Genomic DNA, 16,570 nt, shown 5'->3' with positions numbered 1-16,570 from the left:
CCCCTATGCGTGTTGCAAGCCTCAGTGAGTGCGGAGAGTGCCCCGCATTGAGGAGCATGATGTACCCTGATTATTCGCTTGTCCGTGAACTAAGATACCGAGTTAGGCCTTCCACTTTTTTGTTTAAGCACCCAAAACTCGCTCCCAGATGGGGCTAATTTTCAGAGCAGACATTGGAGCGGTTAAGGAATGACAGCACTTAGGCTTCTGGTTGTAACGGAACCCTACTTGCCTGAGGGTGGCGGTGCCGAGCTCGCTACTCATCTTATTCTATATCTACTGAGAAGTAACTTCGAGATAACCGTTGTGACCGGAATAAGGGATCCAGCTAAGTTAGAGGGCATCAAATACGTATATGAACCTTTGCTACCAGTGAGGAATAAGCACCTACAGTGGTTCAACGCCTTAAGACTCGCTAGAAGCAGACCCTTTGAGAAGCTCATTGAAAGAGCCGACGTGGTCTACGTGCCAAGGTTCGCTTTTCCAGTGATACCTCTAGCCAAAATGCTCGGTAAGAGGGTTATAGTCCATCTCCACGACTACATCCCCGTATCATATACAGCTGCAGTGCTAGCACCATTCGAAGAGCATGGAAACAGAGTATCGAAGGATGACCTTGAACTAGAATGCATGAAGAGCTTTAAGCACTGTGCAACCGCAGCGCTAACAGCCTGGTTAGCGCCTAGGCTTGCGAGGAGGTGGATATCCATGGCTGATGCCATAATATGCGTCTCGAAGAGACAGGCTCAGATAATTTCAGAGCTAGCACCAGAGCTCAGAGACAAGATCAAAGTTATCTACAACCCACTCCCTGAAACACCGAACATAGAAAAGAAGCCCTCGGAGAAGCCCTCGTTCCTATATGTAGGCGGAGGTTCGTATGTTAAAGGTTATCATTTGTTAATCAAGCTACTTAGAAATATCGCTAATTCAGAAAAGGAGTTGGTTAAAAACGCAAGGTTTGTGCTAACTAATACCTACACAAAGGAGCAAGTTGAGGAGCTTATGCATTTGAAGAAGAAGTACGGCCTTGAAATAGTAGTCAAGGGTAGAGTGGGATATGAAGATCTCCTAAAGCTACATGCAGAAACATGGTCTTTGCTCTTCCCCTCTATATGGGAGGAGCCACTACCTTACGCAGTCATGGAGGCTATGCTACTGGGCACAATGCCAATTGCAGCTAGAGTTGGGGGGATACCGGAGATAGTTAAAGATACAGATGCTGAAGCATTCGTGTTTGATCCTATTTCCATGCATGAATTTTCAACGAAACTATACGATATTGCTGGACTGAGTACTCGCGAAATTACATACCTTGCATATAGCATCAAAGACCAAACATCAAAGAAGTTCAACGAAAAAGTTATCAAGAAACATCTATACGATATTTTCCTCACTTAGAGGATATTTTGTCATACTGTTTATAGATTTTATAGATTCAAAAGTCTGATCAATAATGCTCGTAGTTGAGCTTTCTACAGATCGAATTCCATCTCCTCCGCAGAAAGGAGGGGCTATCGAGAGGTATGTCTTCCAAATCTCCAAAGCACTAGCAAAACTTGACGCCAAAGTGCATCTAATATCTGTCGGTGATGGATTCTACAGCGAATTCTTGGACGGTGTAGTGAGGCATGTATATGATCGTAACGGCCTCAACTTTTTGGAGACGCTTGGAGGATCCGTCATTTCTAAGTTTTCTTCGGAGCTTAATAGGAAGATTCTATATGATACGAGGATCATATTTTCGTATCTTAACTTCGTCAAGGAAACATACGGAAATATAGATGTTATCCATAATCACTACTTTACGACAGCTTTCGCTCCACTTGCGTTCAAAGCATTGAAGAATCGCGGAGTACTGCTAGCGACGCACTACCACAACATCCCCAATGAGAACTCGGTCAACAAGTTTTTGGCTAAGCTTTACGACATTCATTTACCTGTAAGTCGCTACGTTGCAGAAGAGGTTATTAAGAGGCTCGGGGTTCGCAAAGATAGGGTTCATGTGGTTTACAATGCTATCGATGTAGAGATGTTTGAGTGTTTACACAACAGTTCGAGTGCTGAGAAGGAGAAACTTGGCCTTGAGAGCGATGATTTTGTATTGCTATATGCGGGAAGGATAACACCTGAAAAAGGGCTTCACCACCTTGTAATGGCTTTCAAGCATGTGATTCATGCAATTCCAAAGAGTAAGTTGCTCATTGCAGGCCCAGTAGGGCAATTCGACAAGAGCGCTTCTAGGGATGAGGCCTACTTCAAATATATAACACAGCTGATCCGCGAGCTAAACATCGGCGAGAGCATCAGGTGGCTAGGATACATTGATTTGACAAAAGGTACATACCAAGTAGCAGATATAATTGTGGTACCATCGATATGGCAGGATTCTTGCCCTACCGTTGTTATGGAGGCTCTGGCCTCATGTAAACCCGTTGTAGCCTACCCAACTGGGGGGATACCTGAAATAATTGAGGGTCTGCCCTACGATTTTCTAGCTGAAAGGATTGAGCCAGAAGCGCTTGCGAAGAAGATAATTGAGATAGCTTTGTCGAAGCATAGAATAGACTATAAGCTCCTTAGAAGACACGTTGAAGAGAATTTCTCCGTAGATGTCATGGCTAGGAAACTGAAGAAGCTGTTCGAGGAGTTTGCGAAATGAGGAAGGCTCTTATCGTGGCTCCGAACATAGGTCTCCACATGGGTAAGGGTGGTGGCGTTCGTGTTGCAGTCGCCATGGCAAAAGTATTTGAAGAGCTGGGATTCAAGCCTTATCTAGTTGCGGGCAGGGGGTATACGGTTGAAAGGCTCTCGCAATTACACGGTATGAGCTTGCAAAAGACTGGAGCTCTCTACTATCTAGGCTTCGGGGAGTCAGCTAGAATTCCGTTTCCGCTACAAGTCAAAATGATTGCTTCATTCGTTGAAAGGCTTGTATATAAATACCGTCCGGAGGTTGTGGTATTCCACGATGATATCCCCTTGATCGATGAGAAGGTATTCAAGGAGACCAATGTTATCCTCTACTCTCACTTTCCCTACGCGGCGAGAATAAAGTTCAACGTGACGGATGTCTATGAAATACCGCCGACAAAGAGGAGTAAAATCCTTGAGGATGTTTACAGGAAAGCGTTGAGGAAGCTCATCTACATCGATAGCGTTCCAGAACCCGTGACTCTGATAGCTAACTCAACTGTGACTGCGGCCTTTATGTGGAGGCTCTGGAATAAAAATGTAAAAATAATACATCCTCCGCTCATAAAGCCTGAATGTAGTGTTAAACATGAATTTGTAGGAAAGGAAAATCTAGTTGCAGTTCTTGCAACTCTGCAACCAAATAAAAGGGTCGGTGATGCCCTCAAAGCTTTAAGCTTGATAAAAAGCGCTGATGTGAAGCTCATTATAATAGGTCATAAAGGCGATAAACGCTACATAGATTACCTAGAGAATCTGATTCGTTCACTAAATGTTCAAAACAGGGTTACATTAATAACGGACGTCAATGAACGTACGAAATGGCGCATACTGGCAAAAACGAAAGTTGTAATATCTGCAGCTCACTTTGAGCCCTTCGGGATAGCGGTTCTCGAAGGTATGTATACAAATGCGATTCCGATAGTTTATAGAGGGGCTTTATCGGGCCCCTGGATCGATATTATAAAGCAGGGTAAGTATGGCTTAGGCTTTAAGGCACCGGTTGAACTTGCGAAAGATATTGAAACTGCAGTAGAGGACTTCGGCACACTCTCATATACATTTTACCCCGTAAGAAGGGCTGAGAAATTTACATATGAGGAATTTGGCAAAAAATTGAAACACCTAATATGCAGATGCATCGGTTATTGCTATGACTCAACTTAACTAGTATAGCGTGGAAGTCATGTACTGTGATGTTTTAGTTATAAGTCTAACGTTGTTATTTTCGTTTCTTAGCACCATTGCTATGAGATACGATTTTTCCAGAGCCGGTTTTCATTATTATGACATAATACAATCGTCACCATACAGTATATTGGCTACTTTCATTTGGAGCACTTTCATTTCTTTTTATCTGTTCCGCATGAAGAGTAGTACATGTCGTAACAGCAGGTTTCATATAGTTTTCCTTTCTATGCTTGCCCCGTTACCATTTCTAATCGAAGTAGTAGCAAATTATCCAAGCATATGGGCACGAGACGTCTATCTTCATGGGCAGATAAAATTCCTTGATAGTGTTGGAACGCTGGATAAGCTGGAGTATAGCTATCCAAAACAATATCCAAACTTTTTTCTTATATGGTATATAGTCTATAAAGTTTCGGGGATCACGGATATTAGAGAAGCAAATCTAATTATATTATACCCGGCACTATTCCTTTCGTTTCTCCTGTTTCTATATGCTTCTTATAAACATATGTTTACTAAGACTACCCGAAATAATGTTGACACCTCCTACACTGCCATAGGTGTTCTGCTAGCTTCTTCACTTGTAATGTTCAATAGAAGCGAGCTCACATTTCAGCATGCAAATACGCGTATTTATGCTATTGACATTCTTTTTTTCTCAATTCTTTTATTGTTATTATGTAGACGCGTAGAGAGAAAATTTACTATAATATTTTTGTATATGATATCCACCATTAATTTAGTTATGTCGCACGTTCTTTTCCCATTAGTAGTTGCGACCGTACCGTTTATACTTATAGCCCTTGACATCTTCTCTAACGAAAAAAGACTACTCATTAAAAAATATACAATAACATTTATACCGCTTATATCATGGCTTTTATGGAATTTATGGAACTACACTACGAGTACTACTGTAAAAACTGGCATTACTTCGTTTTTTAATTATCTGTATCAAGAGCTAGGAAGAGAGCTCGTCATATCTTCATTGAGTATAAGGGAGCCTATACCTTTAGTTGGTGTATATCTAAGAATTTCTTTTAAGACGATTATTATTGTTTTTACTTTAATTTCCCTAATTTACATTTCATATGAATTCCGTCTCATTAGAAAGAAGCCTGAAAAGACTGAATTTTATGACATGAAAATATGGACATCATATATATTGGCCACAATTTTGGTCTTCGGTGTTACAGCCTTTAGTGCGAGTCTAGGGAACTCTATTGATAGAATGATGATAACATATATTCCTCTTATTGTTCCCTTGACTCTGAAAGCTCTTGGCGAGACCAAGGGTTTTGTTTATAAGAAGTTGCCTAATGGATTGAGAATAACTATAAGTGCTTTAATTCTTATTTTTACAGTATGTGTCATCCCATCCCAATTCATATTACTACACGAGATCTCTGTGGCAGATGCCAATACCGCACCTCTTGATGTCACATGCGCTTTCCTAAACAACCATTTGACCAAGGATCCTGGTCTTATTACAGCTTCACCATTCATGATATACTACGTATACTTTGATCCCGATGCCACTGTCTATAGGTACTCTGGGGATCTAGGATTAATCGGCGACATTTCTCAGCTATCTGATATATATCTTTTAAATCACGGCGTAAAAGTTATAGACTACAGATCTATTATACAGTGGTCTTACCGATATGAATCATACCAGCAAGGGTTTAACGAGTGGCTATCAGCGATTCTTGAACCCCTTTACGTAAGCAACTCAATAATTTATCAAAATGGAGAATACGAGTGGATATTCTATGGCTAAACAAACATCGAATATGTTACCCTTCACTCACGGCCTAGGATTTGGAGGTGCTCAAGTGAGCACGCTCGAATTCTTCAAGTTGTTGAAGGGTTTAGTAAATATTCGTGTTGTTGTTTGTGAGGGTGCTGACGAGAGGTTTATCAACGGTCTTCGGTCTCTGGGCTGGATTTGGCAACATCTTCCATGCAAATCTTTACCTTTGTTTGTGGCATATATTTGTCATCATACGACCAGTATTTGCAGTAAAATCCAAACACCCGGTAGATAGCATGGTGCGAGACTTGAATCGGTCGTGCATTAATATTCTGTATAGTGGCTATGGAAACATTGGCGATGAGATGATACTAGTAGGAACTCTGAATTATTTGAAGAGATTGGGGCTGAACTGTGTACGCGTTATCGATCAATATGAGCAAGTTCCTCTAAAATTATTGATGACGACGCGAAAAGAGTTGAAAGATATATATACTAAGTACACCGGAATTAACGAATTATTGGGTTCCAGAGTTAGCAGATTCCTTAACTATGTTCAAACATCTCTTGGCTTGATTTCGTTAAGTAATGCTGTTTTTAATAGGTGGATGAAGAAAGAGAGGGGCATGGATGAAGATATAATTCTCTGGCATAGAGGTTGCTCCGGTTATGACAGTTATCACAGTACACGACTACTTGCTACATCCATTGTGAGCACTGCGTCCATTGCTTCCCGATTCCCCGTAACGGTTCTTGGCGGGTTGAGCATGGGTTACACAGATAACGCAATAGATAGGGAATTAGTTAAAGCATTCCTGAGGTATTGGCATTTCATTCTGTTGAGAGAGCCCTACTCATTTAGATACGTGAAAACGCTGATCAACGATAAGAGCGGGTTATATCTAGTCCACGATTTTGCAGTACATGCAGAGAGAATGCCTACAAAGACTTCGGAGGAGAAGAAGAATAGCATACGTAGCGTTTGCGATGATAAGCCTGCTATCGGGCTTATCCTTAGGGATTATTACTACCAACGGAGATTCCCCGCTGATACAAGGACAAGGTATCTCAGCTTCATAAGGATGCTTGTTAACGTTATAGAGGGCGAAGGCTACAAAGCAATACTTATCCCCGCGGGTTATTTGTTTGGCCGTGATAACGATGTTAGATTCTATACAGAACTTCTCAAGACAGGAGTTGTTAATAGTGACACCGTCAATATACTCGAGAAGGCGCATCTGCTTACACCAGGAGAATTCATAGATATGCTTTCAGGTCTTGATATGGTGGTATCGGTTAGAACCCACGGCTTTATCGCATCCGCCCTTGCAGGTATTCCAGCTATCCATCTGTACTACGAGCACAAGGGCGCGGGCATATCGAAGTTTACATTTGGAGTAAATGGCCTCAGTCTTTTCAACTGCATGAAGCATGATGATGAATGCATTAGGGAAATTAGAAGGATGATCGAAGACCGCCGTAACATAAGCAGAACTCTGCCTACTAGAATTCAAAAAGCAAGAGAGTACAACCACAAACTATTGGAAGAAGTGCTGACCACGATGTGATCTCATGCAACACAGATTAGCAAGAAGTAAAAACACGTATTGCTACTAAGTATAGTCAATCCAGGCCATAGTTTTCGAGTGATAGATTCATGGTAGAGAGATTCTACATCAAGGAGCCCCGGGTTGAGCCCGAGCGCCTCCACGCCTAGGCACAATACTCACCCTTTCCCCTTCCTCGAGGATGCCCCAGCTAGGAAGCTGAGGATAGGCCTCGGGGATGACATAGGCTACGTCCAGTGCACGGATCCAGGTAGGCCGTAAACCTGTGGTGGTACAGTAGTATTCGGGATAAAGCGCTCAGTGATAGCTTGGACTTCTCGCTTTTTAACCTATATGGGTACTCTCACCGTTTATGTGAACCTTAAATAAAAATAAAGAATCATCTATACTAAGATTTCGCAGGTGCTGCTGCTTGAGGATAGCGATCACGGGAGGGGCAGGCTTCATCGGGCACAACTTAGCTCTCTACTTAGCTGAAAGGGGGTACAGAATAGCTGTCATCGACACGCTTGAAAGAGCAACTCCTTTTGCTGTCAGAAGACTAAAAACTGCTAACATCCCCATTTACAGGATGGATGCGAGGGATCTGGGGGGATCTCTCAGCAGCATAGGCGATATTGACTTCATCGTCCACTCAGCGGCATATGTTAGCGTTGAGGAATCCCTCTCAAAGCCTGAGCTGTACTTCGAGAACAATGCGATGACAACGCTGAGCATCGCTAGGCTATGCACCGAAAAGAGGATCCCCATCATTTACTTCAGCTCAGCTGCTGTCTACGGAGAGCCTTCGAAGCTCCCAATAAGTGAAGACCACCCCCTTGATCCCATCTCTCCCTACGGCCTCAGCAAGCTCTTCGGAGAGGAGATCCTTAAGCTCTACTCAAAGTTCGGCCTCAAGCACACCATCCTCAGGCTTTTCAATGTCTACGGCCCTGGACAGTCGAGCAGCTATGCAGGAGTAATTTCTAAGTTCATAGAGAGCGCTTTGAAAGGCTCTGATTTAACGGTCTATGGCGACGGCTCTCAGACGAGGGACTTCGTCCATGTGGAAGACGTAGCTAGAGCAGTAGAGCTTGCTCTGGAGAAGCAGGCATATGGAGAGGTGCTCAACATAGGAAGCGGCAGAGCTGTTTCGATCAAGGAGCTGGCAGAGCTGATGAGGAGGAGCATATGCCCAGGATGCCAAATAGTGCACAAGCCCGCCAGGCCCGGAGACATCAGGCACAGCTGTGCTGACATAAGCAGGGCTCGGAAGGTCTTGGGATACCAGCCGAGCATAAGCTTAGAGGAAGGGATAAGGGAGCTTGCAGAGTTTTATAGAAGGGAAGGCTCCGTGTTCTGAAGTCAAAATGAAAAAGGCCTGCGAGGTATACCTTCTCAAAAAAGCTTTTGAAAAATAAGCTCTGCTACGCGTTTAATGTTGGAACAGAGCTAGAAGCAACCGAGAAATTCTCTTTATGAAGCGGGGGATATCACGGCCCTATCCCCCCATGATTCGTTTAAGTTTCTATCCTTTATCGCTCTGCTTTTCAGCCCTTTTGTTAATGCAGGTTAGAAATCATTATTTGTGGAAGCCAGCTTCTCCGTTCTCGCCAAGCGCATACCTCGTTATTTGAAGGCATTCAGCTCTTCACAAGGGATAGCTTTAATCTCTGAAGCTTTTCATGAGAACCGATTACTTTGCAAGATATTGCGAGAATGGACGGCTTGGCGAGGAAATGATAGATCCGTCAGGATTTTTTTTCTGCAATAAAAGAAGCCGTTTTTTAAGCTCGAGAAAAGGGGAGTAGACTCTGTTTTTTAATGCTTTTTTATGGTTTTAGCTTTGAGAAAATTCGTAAAAATTGGTCCTCACCATGAATTTTTTGGTCAGAAATTCGTAAAACCTCGGTAAAAATTGGTTGGAAATTGGTAAAACCGAGGTAAAAATGACAAATTTGGTGGTAAAAATGACAAATTTGGTGGTAAAAATTAGAAAAACAAATGCAAGCTTAGGGCCTTTCACTTCTCTAAAACTTGGCCTTCGCTTTGCTTTTTCGAATGGCTCTCCATCTCACTGAGAGCTCTCTCTAGGATCGCCCTAAGCTTTTTAGCTTCTTTATCGCTCAGCTCCGAAGCAACTAAGCTCTTCAGAAGAGCCTCTAATACTCTAATGCTCTTTTCCTATTTGCTAAACCTTTAAGCTCCAGCCCTTCGGAGGAGTGAAGCTTCGAGACATATTCGTATCGATCCTTCGGCCCGAGGTATCAGTATTCGCGCTTTATCTTCGTCTTCCCGTTCACCTTCTCCGTTCCTTCATAATGCACAGCATATAGGTAGACCCTTCCCCTCTATTCACTTCCTTTATGTAGCTGTAAGGCTTTCCACAGCGGGGGCTGGCCTTTAAGCTTGTTGCGGACAAATTTACCCCCAATTATGATGATCGAGTCTCCTCCATTAGAGCGTTGCGGATACTTTTACCCGCTAAAAACACAGCGGCCATTTTCTCCCTTTTGGCCCTCATCTTCCTAATGGGAAAGGTAGGTTATACCAAAGTGGTTTGGGTTCTGTTTCCGTATAAAAGGAGGAGTGCAACATAATGAACTGGTCAGCTAGCAAATCCCTCCATCTCCAATCGGAAGCTCCCGGCAACCTGTCGATGAAATAAAGAGGCTCTTCGAAGGGTCGGAGAAAGAGATCGAAGGAGACGGAGGGCTTATCTGAGCAAAGAACTCGAGAAGCTTTCGAGCGAAGTAGGGAAGCCTGGAGACAGCTTTATTAGAAGATTCCCTTCAGGGAAAGGACGGAGGAGGTCTTCGCAGATGCCCCTCATAACTTCTCAGGAGGCTGAAGAATCGGGGCTCATCAGAGCAGCTGAGCTCATGCTCATCTCCGCGAGAACAGCCCCAAAAGCTAAGGGAGAAGATGACATTCTTACAGCAATGATATTCGGAGAGGATAAAGAGAAGCTCGCTTCAACGATGGAAAGGATGGCCGATGAGAGGGGAGATCCCGGGTTCAGGAGGGATGCGAGGAGCGTGAGAGATTCCAGCATCGTTGTTATAATTGGAGTCAGAGGCACAAAGGGCCTAGGCCTAAACTGCGGGGGGTGCGGCTTTCCAAACTGCGATGCCATGGAAAATGCAGCGAAGGTCCAGGGAAATGACTTCACAGGGCCAAACTGCATATTCAAGCTCCTCGATCTCGGGATAGCTCTCGGCTCAGCTGCTAAGACGGCCGACATCCTCAACGTAGACAACAGGATCATGTACAGGGTAGGGGCTGCGGCAAAGAGGCTAAACCTGCTTCCGGAAGTCAGCGTTATCATGGGGATACCCCTCTCAGCGAAGGGCAAGAACATATTCTTCGACCGCAAATAGCTCCTTCTCCTCAAAAAAAAAGCCCTCAGAAGCTTCACTCTTTCTCTTTTTCTTGTAGCTTTCTTGGGAGGCTTAATTGGAGAGGCGGGAACCGAAACAAATATCAGAAAAGGGGGATCAATTGAAACCCTGCATAATGCTCCAGGAAGCAGAACTATTGGGAGGACGCGGTTGGCTTTGACTTCGGAGAGAAGAGCTGGTGCTCGAGAAAAAAGCCTCTCGAGGAAGGGCCTCCTCAGAACCCTCCTCCTCGTCCTCCTGCGCAAGGATGCCCTGCTCATCCTCCTCCTCGTTTCTTCGCTTCCCGCAGCCCTCACAGCTTCCTACTCCCTCCTCTTCCCAGTCTTCTCAGAGGAGGCCAGAGGATCCCTCTCCCTCCTTGGGGAAAGACCTTCTCTCTCCCTCTCTCCATCTCAGCCCCAGAACGCGACATGCGCTGAAGTTTATGCACTTTCAGCCGAAGTGCATTCGAGCTCCTCCTCCACTGAAGCATCAGCTTTCTTCGTTAGCTCTACAGCCTTCGAAGAAATGTTCGGGATCCCTTTGCCTCAAGAAAAACCAGCAGCCTTCCTCGGATCCTCTATCTCCTCTCTGCTTAAGGCTAAAGAAGGATCAGTTATCGAGGTGTGCTCAGAAAACTCATGCAGCTCGTACAGAGTACTGGGAGTCCTGGGAAGCTCTTCTTTTCCCTCTAGCATTTTCATTGTGAACGGAACATTTCCCAATGAACTTCCTGCCTATGCCGAGAAGCTTTACCTCTGCCCTTCAAATGCAGAGAGCTTCATCGAAGCTGCAGCAGAGGACATAGGGGGATCCCTCTCCTCAATTGCAGCGATCCTCTCTGCAACCATTCTCTCAGCATGCTTCCCAATCATCTTCATAGGGTTCAGGAGGATCCTCTCCCTCGCAGGAAGAGATGCCGAGACCCTGCTCGAGGTGGGGGCTTCGAGGAGATCCCTCAAGCTCTCCCTCTTTTTCCTAGTCTACGCTCTAAGCGCCTCGATGTTCGCTTACGGCCTCATCCTCGGGATCTTCTCAGTTCATTTCTCCCTCTGGGCCCTCAGGCTCTTCGGGATATTCGTGGAATCGAGGCCCCTCCTTTCTCTTTCGCAATCCCTCGATCTCTTCCTCATTTATGCAACAGTGAGCGCATTGGCTGCAGCTTTTGCAGTGAGGCGGTGGGAGATTGCCTAGCACAGCCTTTGTAGCTTTTTCGAGGGCCTCGAGCAAGAAAATATACATCCTCCTCTCCATATCTTCCTTCGCCTTCATAACAGCGATCCTCATCAACGCAGGGTTCATCGAATCGCTCTACGACCTCTCCAGCAGCATGATCTACCCTTCGAACCCCCCAACCCCCCACTACATAGCCATTTCCTCATACTCCTTGGCCCCCTTCACATCAATAGTCAGCATGAATGCAGTAGACAGCATCCTGAAATCCTCGGGAGGAGCAGCTGTTTCAACGATCTACGAAGTCCTAGCCCCCGTAGAGATTGGATCCAGGGTCCTCATACTCAGAGGCATAAGCAGCGGGAACCTCTCGGCTGTTGCCGGTAGCTTCAGCATCTCCGGGGAAGAATTCAGCGATGCATGCATGGACTGCCTCTGGGTAGGATCGGGGATTGCCGAGGAGCTCGGCCTCAAAGCGAACGAATCTGCTATTTTGTACTCCATCATGACCTCCTCCCCCTACCTCTTCAAGGTCAAGGGGATCATCTCTTCAAGCTCTCTCCTCGACTGGGAGCTCCTGACGAACCTCGATGCTGCGAGGGCAGTCAGGGGGATAGGGGGGAGCGAGGCCTCCATTGCCCTGATCTTCGCCTCCAACGAATCATCGCTCGGTAAGATTGCAGAGGCTATCGGCGCTTCACCGGAAAAATCTGGAATCCTCGAGAGAGCCCTCTTAGCCCTCAGGTACTCAGGGGGGAACATAAGCGCTTCAGCATACGGATCCCTCTCCAGCTTCTACCTCTCAAGGCTTGGGATCAGCAGGAGCCTTCTCTATGCAGTGCTCCTCTCAGTCCTCATCCTGCTCGCAATAGGATTCTACTACTTCGGGAAGGCTGTAGCAGGAAGCGATCCTCAGTCTTTTTCAATACTCCACGAGCAGGGCCTCTCCGTTAAAAGGATTAAGCTGTACTCCCTCCTCTTCTCCTCTCTCTCAGCAGCTGCGGGATCCTTATCATCCTTCGCAGCATCCTATTTAATCTTCCCGAAACTTGGAGTCAGCTTCCTCGGATACGTGATCCACCCAGCCCTAAGCTCTGAGTTCCTCGCCCTAGGCTTCCTCTTCCTCCTCTCATTCCTCTCCTTGGGCATATATGCATCGGAAGTGGTCAGCTTTGAGGAATCTTGAAGCACTTCTCTTAGCCTTTGTGATCGCTTCAATTATCCTCGCTAGGATTTCTCCAGCTTACTTCTCAGGGAGCCTCTTCTCAACAGATGTCTGGCCCCTCTACAGGTCTTCCCAAGAAATTCTCAGCAACCCTAGCGCAAAGATATGGGACGATGCTCTCTTCGACGGCTACAACAACCATTGGCCTGGCGTCATTCTCTCAGCTTCCTTCCTCTCCTCCTTGACAGCTATCCCCCTCAAGGACATCTATGCATATGCTTTAACAGCAACATGCAGCCTTGCTTCAGCGATCCTTTTCTACTCAGTGCTCAGGCTCTTCTTCAGCAGGAAGGCGAGCGCTCTTTCTCTTACAATCTTCGGCTTCTTCCCCTCCTTCCTCGTCTTCACCTTCTCCCCCCTGAAGGAGGTCTACGCATACCCCATCTCCCTTTCAATCATCTTCTCAGCGCTGAAGCCCCTAGCAGGGAGGGAGATCTCGAGGGGAGAAGCTCTTTCCCTTTCCATTCTCTCTGCAGTTCTGGCATTGACGCACCACCTCGCAGCCCTCATGACCTCCGGCTTCCTCCTCGGCTCTTCTACTGTTCTCTCCTTTCTCAAGATCAAGGGCCTGCTCAGGCCTCAAAGCAGAGCATCCTCTTTCTCCCTCTCAGTAGCTGGACTAATAACAGCGGCTGCAGCATCAATATACTTCCTCATCTACGGCTCCAGCGGTCTCAAGATCCCGATAGCTCCGAGCGCAGCCTTAACTTACGCTCTTTATGCAATTCTCATATACGGGGGCTTCCTCATACTCTACAGGAAGCCCTCCCCCCTCGAGCAGATCGCAGTTATAGCTACTGTCCTAACAGGATCCTCCCTCTTCCTCCTCATGGGGAACTTGATCCCAGGGATCGTTCCTAGGCTCTCAATGATGTACTGGTACTTCATCCCCGCAGCAGCGCTGCTGGTGCTGCTCTCCCTTCCCATCGAAGACGTACGTATCTTAGCGATTTCAGCGGGGATGGGCCTCCTCATTATACTGAACATCCTTTTCATCCTGTTCAGCGAGCCTGTTTTCTCTAGCATAATCCACAGGTTCCTCAACTACCTCGCTTTTCTCTTTCCATTCCCTGCTGCCTGCGCCCTCACGAGGAAATCGAGGCCTGCAAGGCTCCTCTCTATCTTCGCAATAGCTATTACTCTCCTCTCAGGCATCGCAGTCATGCACAACATTGTATCGATAGGCCCAGACATCTCCTACTCCTGGTACTACCCTAGATGCGAGTGCTCGGGCTTCGATGCCATATCATCTTTTTCTCCCGCTTCGATCCAGCTCGCAGGGGACGTCAAAGTTTCATACTACTTCTCAATGCTGAGGAATGTCCAGCAGCTCCCCTACCTCGAGATCGAGTACCTTTCTTCAAGCAGCGGAAGCAACACGCTTTTCATAGCCTACACAGCTAACTTCATATACGGCCTGAAGATCCAGCTGAACATGTACAAGATCCCTATCGGAGTGCTCAGCTCCTACAGCAGAGTATTTGACAGCAGCTGCGTAAAGGCCTTCATGCAGAGCGCGGAGGGAAAGCGATGATCCTCGATCTCAGGAAAGTCTGGTTCACTTGGGGATCCGATGCTGTTCTCAGGGATGCCTCCCTCTCCATCAGTGAAGGGGAAGTCATTCTTGTCAAAGGGAGGAGCGGTGTTGGGAAGACGACTCTCGCCAGGATAGCATCCCTCCTCCTCAGGCCTTCCAGCGGGGAGGTAATTTTCTTGGGAAAAAACACTTCAGCAATGAGAGATGGGGAGAGGGATTCCCTCAGGCTGGAACACATAGGATACGTCGATCAGTCCTACAAGCTCATCTCAACCATGACCGTCCTCGAGAACGTAATGCTCCCCCTCTCCCTCATGGGGAAGAAGAGCGATGAGGGCGAAGAGAAGGCCAGAAAGCTCCTCTCCCAGCTGAGCATAGAGGAAGCAGCAGATAGGATGCCCTGGGAGCTCAGCGGGGGGCAGAGGCAGAGAGTAGCAATAGCGAGGGCGCTGATCAAGGATCCCATCCTCATCGTTGCAGATGAGCCCTTCTCCAACCTGGATGATGAAGCAGCTTCGATGGCTGCGGAGCTCCTCAGGAAGCACGCAGAATCGAGGAAAGCCGGAGTCCTCATAACCACGACAGACCTCTCCATGGAGCTCAAGGGAAGCAGAGAGCTGCTCCTGAGAGAAGGATCCCTAGCTGAACTGGGGAGAGATCACTCCCTCTTCTGAGGCTTCTCTGCTCGAGGAGGGATCAGGGCAACCCTCGATCTGAGGAAAATAGAATACTTCCTGTATGAAGCAACGAACGATATCGCAGCTGTGTAGGCTGATAGGGAAGCTGCAACTGGGCCGAGCCTTATCCCCCAGGGGGTGTAGTTCAAGATCAATCCGATTAGGGGGACGAGGGCCAGAGAGAGGCCTATGCTCAGGGCGAGCCTCTCCAGATCGCTCAGCTCTTCCTCCCTCGGGTACAGCGCCTCAACTGTTGAGTATCCTGGCAGGAAGAGCACGAACAGCGTTCCGAGGATGTACCTAAGGGCTGAGAAGACCTGCGAGTAGCTTGAGAGGGCAATCGATGCAAGGGTGAGGAAAGCTATTGACAGGGAAGTCCAGAGCCAGGCCGAGTAATCCATCCTCCCAAGATAGCCCACGAAGTCCTTGGGAGGGCTCGGGTCCTCTATCCTCACCTTCCCTTCCTGTATCTTCCTGTAGAGCTCCATGAGCTCTTTGTGCTTCTTCCCCTTAGCTATCTCTTCTAGGGTCTTCAAGAGAGAGGCACCCCCACTACTCTCAAATTCAGATCCACCCACCTCCCCGTGTACTCCCAGAGCCCGCTGGTCGCATTGTACATCCACAGCTCGAATATTAGAGTGGCATTTGTTCCTATGAGCTCCGGGCTGTTCGGTATTGGGAATGCATACTTGAGCAATGAGTCCTGGCCGCTGTCGAGGAAGATTATCCTGCTCCAGAGCTCTGGAGCTGTGCTCGGCGTCGTGTTCGTCGGTAAGGCATCGATGTTTCCGAACCTGTAGACTACCTTGAAAGCCTCCGGGATGCCCATCTGGTTCGAGACGTAGATGCAGAGGGTCAGGTTCTCCCCAGTTAATGCAAAACTGGGGTACTCCCCTATCTGGCAGTTCTCGTTCAGCAGCCCTATAGCATTGAAGGGCTCCGTCCTCCTGAACTCCTGGGCAGCCGCGAAGACGCTCGCTACTACTACAACTGCGAGAATTACGGCGAAGACCTCATCATCGAGAAGGTTCACTCACAGCCCACCTCCTCCTCATCCTGAACCATATGCGCAGGTATATCCTCGGGAAGAATATGTAGAACAGAACGGGGATCGAGAGGAAAGCAATAACCTCTCCATACTTCTCAGCCATCATAGCTAAGTAGCGATCCTGCGCAACTGCCTCGAGGCTGCTCACGCTGCTCTGGATCTCTGCAAGCTTCGCTTCAGCTTCCCCTGTCCTGCCATCCTGTATTAGGGCAAGGGTCTCGTTCAGCTCAGAGACCATCGCTGTAACGTTTATGCCCTTCTCGCTCAGGCCCTGCAGCCTCTCCAAGAGCTCCAGAGCCTCAGACGTGTACTGATCCACTACAGTACTCGAACTGCTCGAGGCGT

The 16,570-nt window shown here is 47.1% G+C and carries 15 protein-coding genes; 12 read left to right on the top strand and 3 right to left on the bottom strand.

What is annotated here, in order from left to right; all coding sequences use genetic code 11:
• Positions 1-189 precede the first annotated feature (189 nt).
• From ACLGLO_RS01045 to ACLGLO_RS00990, 12 genes are all read left to right on the top strand, one after another.
• Positions 190-1,401 carry a glycosyltransferase family 4 protein gene (locus ACLGLO_RS01045; protein ID WP_492128564.1) on the top strand — a complete coding sequence of 404 codons (1,212 nt, stop codon included), beginning with the start codon at positions 190-192 and terminating at the stop codon, positions 1,399-1,401.
• A gap of 55 nt (positions 1,402-1,456) precedes the next feature.
• Positions 1,457-2,662, top strand: a complete 1,206-nt coding sequence (locus tag ACLGLO_RS01040; RefSeq protein WP_492128563.1) for a glycosyltransferase family 4 protein — start codon at positions 1,457-1,459, stop codon at positions 2,660-2,662.
• Complete coding sequence (locus ACLGLO_RS01035; protein ID WP_492128562.1) at positions 2,659-3,861, top strand: glycosyltransferase; 1,203 nt, start codon at positions 2,659-2,661, stop codon at positions 3,859-3,861. Before ACLGLO_RS01040 ends, ACLGLO_RS01035 begins: the two co-directional genes overlap by 4 nt.
• Positions 3,862-4,630: 769 nt before the next feature.
• Positions 4,631-5,665 (top strand): hypothetical protein, encoded by a 1,035-nt coding sequence (locus ACLGLO_RS01030; RefSeq protein WP_492128561.1) that lies wholly within the window; start codon positions 4,631-4,633, stop codon positions 5,663-5,665.
• 269 nt (positions 5,666-5,934) lie between these two features.
• Complete coding sequence (locus tag ACLGLO_RS01025; protein WP_492129097.1) at positions 5,935-7,206, top strand: polysaccharide pyruvyl transferase family protein; 1,272 nt, start codon at positions 5,935-5,937, stop codon at positions 7,204-7,206.
• 123 nt (positions 7,207-7,329) lie between these two features.
• Positions 7,330-7,467 (top strand): hypothetical protein, encoded by a 138-nt coding sequence (locus ACLGLO_RS01020; RefSeq protein WP_492128560.1) that lies wholly within the window; start codon positions 7,330-7,332, stop codon positions 7,465-7,467.
• A 151-nt stretch (positions 7,468-7,618) separates the two neighbouring features.
• On the top strand, positions 7,619-8,548 hold the full coding sequence (locus ACLGLO_RS01015; protein ID WP_492128559.1) for an NAD-dependent epimerase/dehydratase family protein: 930 nt from the start codon (positions 7,619-7,621) through the stop codon (positions 8,546-8,548).
• A gap of 1,459 nt (positions 8,549-10,007) precedes the next feature.
• Entirely contained in the window at positions 10,008-10,565 is a 558-nt protein-coding gene (locus ACLGLO_RS01010; protein ID WP_492128558.1) for a ferredoxin domain-containing protein, read from the top strand.
• Between the two features lie 63 nt (positions 10,566-10,628).
• Positions 10,629-11,759, top strand: a complete 1,131-nt coding sequence (locus tag ACLGLO_RS01005; protein WP_492128557.1) for a hypothetical protein — start codon at positions 10,629-10,631, stop codon at positions 11,757-11,759.
• Positions 11,752-12,924, top strand: coding sequence for a hypothetical protein (locus ACLGLO_RS01000; protein WP_492128556.1), 1,173 nt, complete (start codon positions 11,752-11,754; stop codon positions 12,922-12,924). Before ACLGLO_RS01005 ends, ACLGLO_RS01000 begins: the two co-directional genes overlap by 8 nt.
• On the top strand, positions 12,911-14,497 hold the full coding sequence (locus ACLGLO_RS00995) for a hypothetical protein (protein WP_492128555.1): 1,587 nt from the start codon (positions 12,911-12,913) through the stop codon (positions 14,495-14,497). Before ACLGLO_RS01000 ends, ACLGLO_RS00995 begins: the two co-directional genes overlap by 14 nt.
• Positions 14,494-15,174 (top strand): ABC transporter ATP-binding protein, encoded by a 681-nt coding sequence (locus ACLGLO_RS00990; protein WP_492128554.1) that lies wholly within the window; start codon positions 14,494-14,496, stop codon positions 15,172-15,174. The genes ACLGLO_RS00995 and ACLGLO_RS00990 overlap by 4 nt, the downstream gene beginning before the upstream one ends.
• On the opposite strand, the gene ACLGLO_RS00985 is transcribed toward ACLGLO_RS00990, so the two are convergent.
• The 3 genes from ACLGLO_RS00985 to ACLGLO_RS00975 are packed head-to-tail and all read right to left on the bottom strand — an operon-like array spanning position 15,159 to position 16,511.
• Positions 15,159-15,713, bottom strand: coding sequence for a DUF8471 domain-containing protein (locus tag ACLGLO_RS00985; protein WP_492128553.1), 555 nt, complete (start codon positions 15,711-15,713; stop codon positions 15,159-15,161). The genes ACLGLO_RS00990 and ACLGLO_RS00985 overlap by 16 nt on opposite strands.
• A complete protein-coding gene (locus ACLGLO_RS00980; protein WP_492128552.1) occupies positions 15,710-16,210 on the bottom strand; it encodes a DUF1616 domain-containing protein in 501 nt (166 codons plus the stop codon). Before ACLGLO_RS00980 ends, ACLGLO_RS00985 begins: the two co-directional genes overlap by 4 nt.
• Positions 16,194-16,511, bottom strand: coding sequence for a hypothetical protein (locus ACLGLO_RS00975; RefSeq protein ID WP_492128551.1), 318 nt, complete (start codon positions 16,509-16,511; stop codon positions 16,194-16,196). Before ACLGLO_RS00975 ends, ACLGLO_RS00980 begins: the two co-directional genes overlap by 17 nt.
• Positions 16,512-16,570 lie beyond the last annotated feature (59 nt).

Source organism: Fervidicoccus sp. SLHALR4, from assembly GCF_058692745.1.
Note: the sequence above shows the minus strand (reverse complement) of the source record. Positions and strands in the feature narration are given on the sequence as shown.

Bases quoted from the DNA above. Each gene is read 5' to 3' on its own strand.
- ACLGLO_RS01045 (WP_492128564.1), top strand. From the start codon at position 190: ATGACAGCACTTAGGCTTCTGGTTGTAACGGAACCCTACTTGCCTGAG.
- ACLGLO_RS01040 (WP_492128563.1), top strand. From the start codon at position 1,457: ATGCTCGTAGTTGAGCTTTCTACAGATCGAATTCCATCTCCTCCGCAG.
- ACLGLO_RS01035 (WP_492128562.1), top strand. From the start codon at position 2,659: ATGAGGAAGGCTCTTATCGTGGCTCCGAACATAGGTCTCCACATGGGT.
- ACLGLO_RS01030 (WP_492128561.1), top strand. From the start codon at position 4,631: ATGTCGCACGTTCTTTTCCCATTAGTAGTTGCGACCGTACCGTTTATA.
- ACLGLO_RS01025 (WP_492129097.1), top strand. From the start codon at position 5,935: ATGGTGCGAGACTTGAATCGGTCGTGCATTAATATTCTGTATAGTGGC.
- ACLGLO_RS01010 (WP_492128558.1), top strand. From the start codon at position 10,008: ATGCCCCTCATAACTTCTCAGGAGGCTGAAGAATCGGGGCTCATCAGA.
- ACLGLO_RS00990 (WP_492128554.1), top strand. From the start codon at position 14,494: ATGATCCTCGATCTCAGGAAAGTCTGGTTCACTTGGGGATCCGATGCT.